The sequence below is a fragment of the Mesorhizobium sp. M2A.F.Ca.ET.039.01.1.1 genome, assembly GCF_003998035.1.
Taxonomy (GTDB): domain Bacteria; phylum Pseudomonadota; class Alphaproteobacteria; order Rhizobiales; family Rhizobiaceae; genus Mesorhizobium.
The window spans coordinates 1-6,599 of sequence record NZ_RZRY01000358.1 but is presented as its reverse complement, the minus strand read 5'-3'; the positions used below and the strand labels follow the sequence as shown (position 1 = coordinate 6,599).

The following is a 6,599-nucleotide window of genomic DNA, read 5'->3' as shown; positions in this document are numbered from 1 at the left end:
GGGGAGATGTCCGGCAGGACAGAGGGGCGCTGTCCCGCCAGCGTATCGGCTTTTGGCGTCGACCTCCCAAGAATCCTGGCCTTGGCGGAGGCGCATTGGCACTGAATTCTGTCGACGCTACAATGATTTAATGTCAATCCATGTCGTTCGGTCGTTGTTGCGCTCATGAGATGATGGCGTTCCTTCGCGCCCCCCTCTGCCCTGCCGGGCATCTCCCCCACAATGGGGGAGATCAGCTGTCCCCGCCGCCTTGGCCAGCCAAAACAAAAAAGGGCCGGCGCATCGCCAGCCCACTATTGTTATCACCGATATATCAGTCGTATCCAACCTTAAGGCAAAATCTCAAATCACGGCAAATACCGTTGCGCCGCAGCCGCCTACCGTTCGTCCTTCAGCCGTCGGCACAACTCGTCGAGCTGCTCCAGCGAGCGGTAATCGACGCGCAGCGTGCCGCCCTTGCCCTTGTGCTCGATGCTCACGATCATGCCGATCGTGTCGGTCATCAGCTTCTCCAGCGCCAGCGTGTCGGGATCCTTTTCGGGCGCGCTTGTCGCGGACTTCGCCTTGGCCGGTGTCGGACCGGCGGGCGTCTGCGCCAGCGCTTCGGCCTGGCGCACCGAAAGCCCCTCCTTGACGATGCGCTTGGCAAGCCCGGCGGGATCCTCGGCAGTCACCAGCGTACGTGCATGGCCGGCGGACAGATCACCGTCGACCAGCATCGAGTGGATCACGGGAGGCAGCTTCAGCAGACGCAGCGTGTTGGCGACATGGCTGCGGCTCTTGCCGATCACCTGGCCGAGATCGGCCTGGGTATAGCCATGCTCGTCGATGAGCTGCTGATAGCCTTGCGCCTCCTCGACAGGATTGAGGTCGGCGCGCTGCACGTTCTCGATGATCGCCAGCTCCAGCGCCGTGCGATCGTTGACGTCGCGCACGATGACCGGGATTTCGGTGAGCCCGGCGCGCTGCGCCGCCCGCCAGCGCCGCTCGCCGGCGATGATCTCGTAGCGGCCGGGCTGAGAGGGCGAGGGGCGCGCCACCACCGGCTGCACCACGCCATGCTCGCGAATCGACTGGGCAAGGTCGGTGAGCTCGGCATCGCCGAAATGCCGGCGCGGGTTCTTCGGGTTCGGGCTGACGAATTCGATCGGCACCTTGCCGTCAGCCGCCACCGTCGCACTCGGCTTTTCCCGCGCCGCCGGACGGTCGATTTCGCCGATAAGCGCAGCGAGGCCACGGCCCAGTCTTTTTCTCGATTGGTCTTCGGTCATTATAATGTCCAGATCGTTTCGGAATCGAATCGGCTGATTAACCACCGCCGCTAGGCCGCTACGGCTCAGGCGGCGCGCAGCTTGCGCTCACGGCGGATCACCTCGGAGGCGAGCTGCAGATAAGCCTGGCTGCCGGAGCATTTCAGGTCATAGAGGATCGCCGGCTTGCCATAGGACGGCGCTTCGGAGACCCGCACATTGCGCGGGATGATCGTCTCATAGACCTTGTCGCCCATATGGGTGCGTACATCCTGCACCACTTGGTTGGCGAGGTTGTTGCGCCCGTCATACATGGTGAGCACGATCCCCTGGATGGTCAGGTCCGGATTGATCGTGCCGCGCACCTGCTCGACCGTTTCCAGCAACTGGCTGAGACCCTCCAGCGCGAAGAACTCACATTGCAGCGGCACGAGAACGGAATCGGCTGCCGCCATTGAATTCAAAGTCAAAAGATTGAGCGAGGGCGGACAATCGATCAGCACATAGCCGAACGGCGCCGAACGCTCTGCCGCGGCGCGCAGAGCATTGCGGAGCCTGAGCACACGGTCGGGCGCCGAGGCGATCTCCATCTCGATGCCGAGCAGGTCGAGCGTGGAGGGCACGATCGACAGGCCGGGCACCGCCGTCGGCACGGCGGCCGCTTCCAGCTCGAGCTCGCCGGTCAGCACATCATAGGACGAGACGGTCCGATCCTTGCGGTCGATGCCGAGCCCGGTGCTGGCATTGCCCTGCGGATCGAGATCGACGATCAGCACGCGCTCGCCGATCGCGGCCAGGGCCGTCGCCAGATTGATGGCCGTCGTTGTCTTGCCGACGCCGCCCTTCTGGTTGGCAACAGTGATGATACGCGGTGCTTTGCTCATGGGCCTATGCCAGTAATTCATTGCTGTTTCGCCGGACGCAAGTCGCTGATTTCGAGGATGACGCCATGGGGGTCGGTCATGCTCGAATGTTCTACCAGATCGAAGGTCCAGCGGTGAGTGCTTTCTTCCACTTCGGCCCGGTAATCCCGGCCTTTATGGAAAAGCGCGCGCGCCCCTTTAATCAGCCAGGGTGCTGCCAGATCGAGCAGGTCCGGGAGCGCCGCCAGCGCCCGCGCCGTGACGATTTCCGGTGCGGAAACAAGCGCATAGCTGTCGTCGATGCGCTTCGCCAGAACCCGCGCCGGCAAATCGAACTGTCCGACGACCGATTGCAGGAACGACGCCTTCTTGCGGTTGCTCTCGACAAGATCGATCGATGCGCCGGGACGTCCTTTGAGCAGGAAGCCGAGCACCAATCCGGGAAACCCACCGCCTGAGCCAAGATCGACCCAGCGCGTTGCGGCGGGCGCGATTCGCGCAAGCTGGGCACTGTCCAGAATATGCCGGCGCCAGATATCGTCCAGCGTCGATGGTGCCGCCAGATTAATGCTGCGGTTCCATTTCAGGAACAGCTGTTCGAAAGCCCGAAGCCGCTCGAATGTTTCACGTGAAACCGGACCCGCTGCCTTCTGCAGGTCCGCCCAGGCATCCGCGCTCACGCCACGGACCTTCGCGCGCCAAGCTCGGCATTGCGGACGTGCGCGACAATGATGGCAAGCGCCGCCGGCGTCATGCCTTCCATCCGTTGCGCGTCGGCAATCGAACGCGGCTGGCGCGTCTTCATCTTCTGCTTCAGCTCGTTCGACAGGCCCGGCACATCCGAGAAGTCGATGCCCTCAGGGATGAGCCGCGATTCCTCATGCCTGATCTGTGCAACATCCGCCTGCTGGCGATCGAGGTAAACCGAATATTTCGCTTCCGTTTCAAGCCGCTCGGCCGTCTTGGCGTCAAGCGCGGCAAAGCGCGGTTCGACGCCGGCGAGCCAGGCCATGTCGACGCCCGGATGCGCCAAGAGGTCGTAAGCCGAGCGGCGCACGCCGTCTTTGTTGATCTCCAGCCCGATCCGCGCCGCCTCGTTCGGCGTCCAGGCCACCGACTTCGCCAAGACACGGGCTTCGTCGAGCTTCCGGACAATCCCGCCGAAGCGCTGCAGCCGTTCCGACGACGCGATGCCGAGCTTTTCACCCAGCGGCGTCAGCCGCTCGTCTGCATTGTCGGCGCGCAGCGAAAGCCGGAACTCGGCACGCGAGGTGAACATCCGATAGGGCTCTGCGATACCGCGGCTGGTGAGGTCATCGACCATCACGCCGATATAGGCTTCGGTTCGGCTGAGCACGAATTCGTCACCGCCGGCGGCCTTGCGCGCCGCGTTGATGCCGGCGAGCAGGCCTTGCGCGCCGGCTTCTTCATAACCGGTGGTGCCGTTGATCTGCCCGGCAAGGAACAGGCCAGTGACGCGCATCGTCTCTAGCGTAGCCTTCAGCTCGCGCGGGTCGACATGGTCGTATTCGATCGCATAGCCCGGCTGCAGCATCGTCGCCTTCTCCAGCCCGGGAATGGTCTTCAGGATCTCGAGCTGAACGTCCTCCGGCAGCGAGGTCGAAATGCCGTTCGGATAGACGGTGTCGTCATCGAGACCTTCCGGCTCCAGGAAGATCTGATGGCCCTCGCGGTCACCGAACTTGACGATCTTATCCTCGATCGACGGGCAATAGCGCGGGCCGACGCCTTCGATCGAGCCGGAATACATGGCCGAGCGGCCGAGATTGGCGCGGATCAGCTCATGCGTTGCCGGCATGGTGCGGGTGATGCCGCAATGGATCTGCGGGTTGGCGATAGCGTCCGTCATCAGTGAGAACGGCACCGGATCTTCGTCTGCGGCCTGGCTTTCCAGCGAGGCCCAGTCGATGGTGCGGCCGTCGAGGCGAGGGGGCGTTCCGGTCTTCAGGCGCCCGAGCTGGAAACCCGCGCGCGCCATCGTCGCCGACAGGCCGTGGCTCGCTTGCTCGTTCATGCGGCCGGCGACGATCTTCTTCTCGCCGATATGGATCAGGCCGCGCAGAAAGGTGCCGGTGGTCAGCACCACGGCGCCGCAAGCCAACCGGCGGTCACCCGAAATCTGAACGGCAGCGATTCGACCGTCCGTGATTTCGAAGTCGAGAGCCTCGCCTTCGATCACGTCGAGATTGTTCTGCTGCCGAATCGCTTCCTGCATCGCCAGCCGATAGAGCTTGCGGTCGGCCTGGGTGCGCGGGCCGCGCACGGCCGGCCCCTTGCGGCGATTGAGCAGGCGGAACTGGATGCCGGCGGCGTCGGCGATGCGGCCCATCAACCCATCCATGGCGTCGATCTCGCGCACGAGATGGCCCTTGCCGAGACCTCCGATCGCGGGATTGCAGGACATGACGCCGATCGTATCGAAGCGAAGCGTCACCAGCGCGGTCCTGGCGCCGGCGCGCGCGGCAGCACTCGCCGCCTCGCATCCGGCATGGCCGCCGCCCACCACCACCACATCATAGTGATCGGTCATTTTTCCAAAAATCCGCTTTCAGAGATGGACAGACACATGTCCCTGCCACCTCGCGCTGTCAAGGAGGAAGACCGGACCCGTTTCACGTGAAACATTAATCCGGCCCAATTGCGTAGCGTTTCACGTGAGTCACTGCCGGACAGAGGCCGCTCCGTGTTTCACGTGAATCATTTACCAATGCAGAACTGCGAAAAGATGACGTCGAGCAGATCCTCTACATCGACGGCACCGACGATCCGCCCGAGGCGCTCCGCCGCCAACCGCAATTCCTCGGCGCGCAGCTCCTGGCTGTGCCCTGACAGCGCCGCCCTCAGGAAATCCATCGCCTCTTGCAGCAGCTCGACATGCCGCATTCTGGAGGGCAGGACGTCACCGGCCTCGCCAACCGCGGCGGCGGCGCGGCTTCCGATCTCACCGAGAAGGCGCCCCAGTCCGCTGCCGTCCCTGGAAGAAATCACCAGGTCGTAGGCACCGGCGCCGACATCGGCGACGTCCGACTTCGTGCCGATTCTCAGCAACGGAGCCCCAGCCGAGACTTCCCCGACAGGCGCCGGATTGGCCATATCCTCCAACAGCAGAACAAGATCCGCCACATCAGCTTTGGCCCGTGCTCTTTCGATGCCGATCGCTTCCACCTTGCCCACGGCGTCGCGCAGCCCGGCGGTATCGACAAGCCGCACCTTCAGCCCGTTGAGGTCCATGACGACCTCGAGCAGATCGCGGGTCGTGCCAGGCTCGTCAGTGACGATCGCCGCTTCACGCCGCGCCAAGGCGTTGAACAGGGAGGATTTGCCGGCATTCGGCGCGCCGAGGATCACGACCTCAAAACCGTCACGGATGATCTCCGCGGCCTTGAACCCCTCGACGTGCCATTCGATCTCGCCGATCATCGCTGTCACGTCTGACCAGATCGCCTCCGAAACGGAGCCAGGCACATCCTCCTCGTCGGCGAAGTCGATCTCCGCCTCGATCATCGCACGCGCGTGGATCAGCCGGCGCCGCCAGCTCAAATAGAGTTCACTCTGCGCGCCTTCCGCATTGCTGAGGGCGAACCGGCGCTGCGCCTCGGTTTCTGCATTGACCAGGTCGGCCAGGGCCTCCGTCTCGACCAGATCCAGCCTGCCGTTGAGAAAGGCACGCCTGGTGAACTCCCCGGGCTCGGCATGCCTGACGCCTTCGAAGCCGGTGATCGTCTCCAGCATCTTGGCGGCGACCGCGCGGCTGCCATGCACCTGGAACTCGGCGACATCCTCGCCGGTGAAGCTGCCGGGGCCCGGAAAGAACAGCACGAGCCCGTGGTCGATCGTCGAGCCATCCGCCGCCCTGATCGTCCGTAAATTGGTAAACCGATCCTTAACCGGCCCGGCGATCGTTTCGACCACGAATCGAGTCTTCGGCCCGGAAATGCGGATAACCGCGATGCCCGCGGGCAGGCGGCCGCTGGACAGCGCGACGATCGAATCCTTCGAAGCCATTGGCGAAACCATTTGCCGTACCTGCCGAACCGCCTAGATTAAAAGGTAGAGCGTGTCGGCCGCTTCACCTTTCGGCATCACGCTCTGACCTCTGCCTCAAACCACGCCGAGCCGCCCATCGTGACCTTGCCCGCGCGAAACCTGCTTGCCGAAGAAGCCAGCCCCTATCTGCGGCAGCACAGCGACAATCCCGTCCATTGGCGCGGCTGGTCGCCGGCCGCCCTTGCCGAAGCCAGGGAACTCGGCCGGCCGATCCTGCTCTCCATCGGCTACGCCGCCTGCCATTGGTGCCATGTCATGGCGCATGAAAGCTTCGAGAACGACGCCGTCGCGGCCGTCATGAACCGGCTCTACGTGAATATCAAGGTCGATCGCGAGGAGCGGCCGGACATCGACCAGATCTACATGGCTGCGCTCCATGCCATGGGCGAGCAGGGCGGCTGGCCGCTCACCATGTTCC

Annotated in this window: 6 protein-coding genes; 1 reads left to right on the top strand and 5 read right to left on the bottom strand. The window is 63.8% G+C overall.

Features of this window, described 5'->3' with window-relative positions; translation table 11 throughout:
• Positions 1-377 precede the first annotated feature (377 nt).
• The 5 genes from EOA24_RS23585 to mnmE all read right to left on the bottom strand — a co-directional run bounded on the left by EOA24_RS23585 (position 378) and on the right by mnmE (position 6,139).
• Positions 378-1,271: a ParB/RepB/Spo0J family partition protein gene (locus EOA24_RS23585; protein ID WP_126080360.1), complete on the bottom strand. Its 894-nt coding sequence runs from the start codon at positions 1,269-1,271 to the stop codon at positions 378-380.
• Between the two features lie 65 nt (positions 1,272-1,336).
• The gene (locus EOA24_RS23580) at positions 1,337-2,134 is read right to left on the bottom strand and encodes a ParA family protein (protein ID WP_126080359.1); all 798 of its coding nucleotides are present in this window, start codon (positions 2,132-2,134) and stop codon (positions 1,337-1,339) included.
• A 17-nt stretch (positions 2,135-2,151) separates the two neighbouring features.
• Entirely contained in the window at positions 2,152-2,793 is a 642-nt protein-coding gene (rsmG, locus tag EOA24_RS23575) for a 16S rRNA (guanine(527)-N(7))-methyltransferase RsmG (protein WP_126080358.1), read from the bottom strand.
• Positions 2,790-4,664, bottom strand: a complete 1,875-nt coding sequence (gene mnmG, locus EOA24_RS23570; protein ID WP_127410115.1) for a tRNA uridine-5-carboxymethylaminomethyl(34) synthesis enzyme MnmG — start codon at positions 4,662-4,664, stop codon at positions 2,790-2,792. Before mnmG ends, rsmG begins: the two co-directional genes overlap by 4 nt.
• A 167-nt stretch (positions 4,665-4,831) precedes the next feature.
• Positions 4,832-6,139, bottom strand: coding sequence for a tRNA uridine-5-carboxymethylaminomethyl(34) synthesis GTPase MnmE (gene mnmE, locus EOA24_RS23565; RefSeq protein ID WP_126080356.1), 1,308 nt, complete (start codon positions 6,137-6,139; stop codon positions 4,832-4,834).
• A 120-nt stretch (positions 6,140-6,259) separates the two neighbouring features.
• On the opposite strand from mnmE, the gene EOA24_RS23560 reads away from it, so the two are divergent.
• The coding region (locus EOA24_RS23560; RefSeq protein WP_133374585.1) for a DUF255 domain-containing protein at positions 6,260-6,599 on the top strand (340 nt) is incomplete at its 3' end.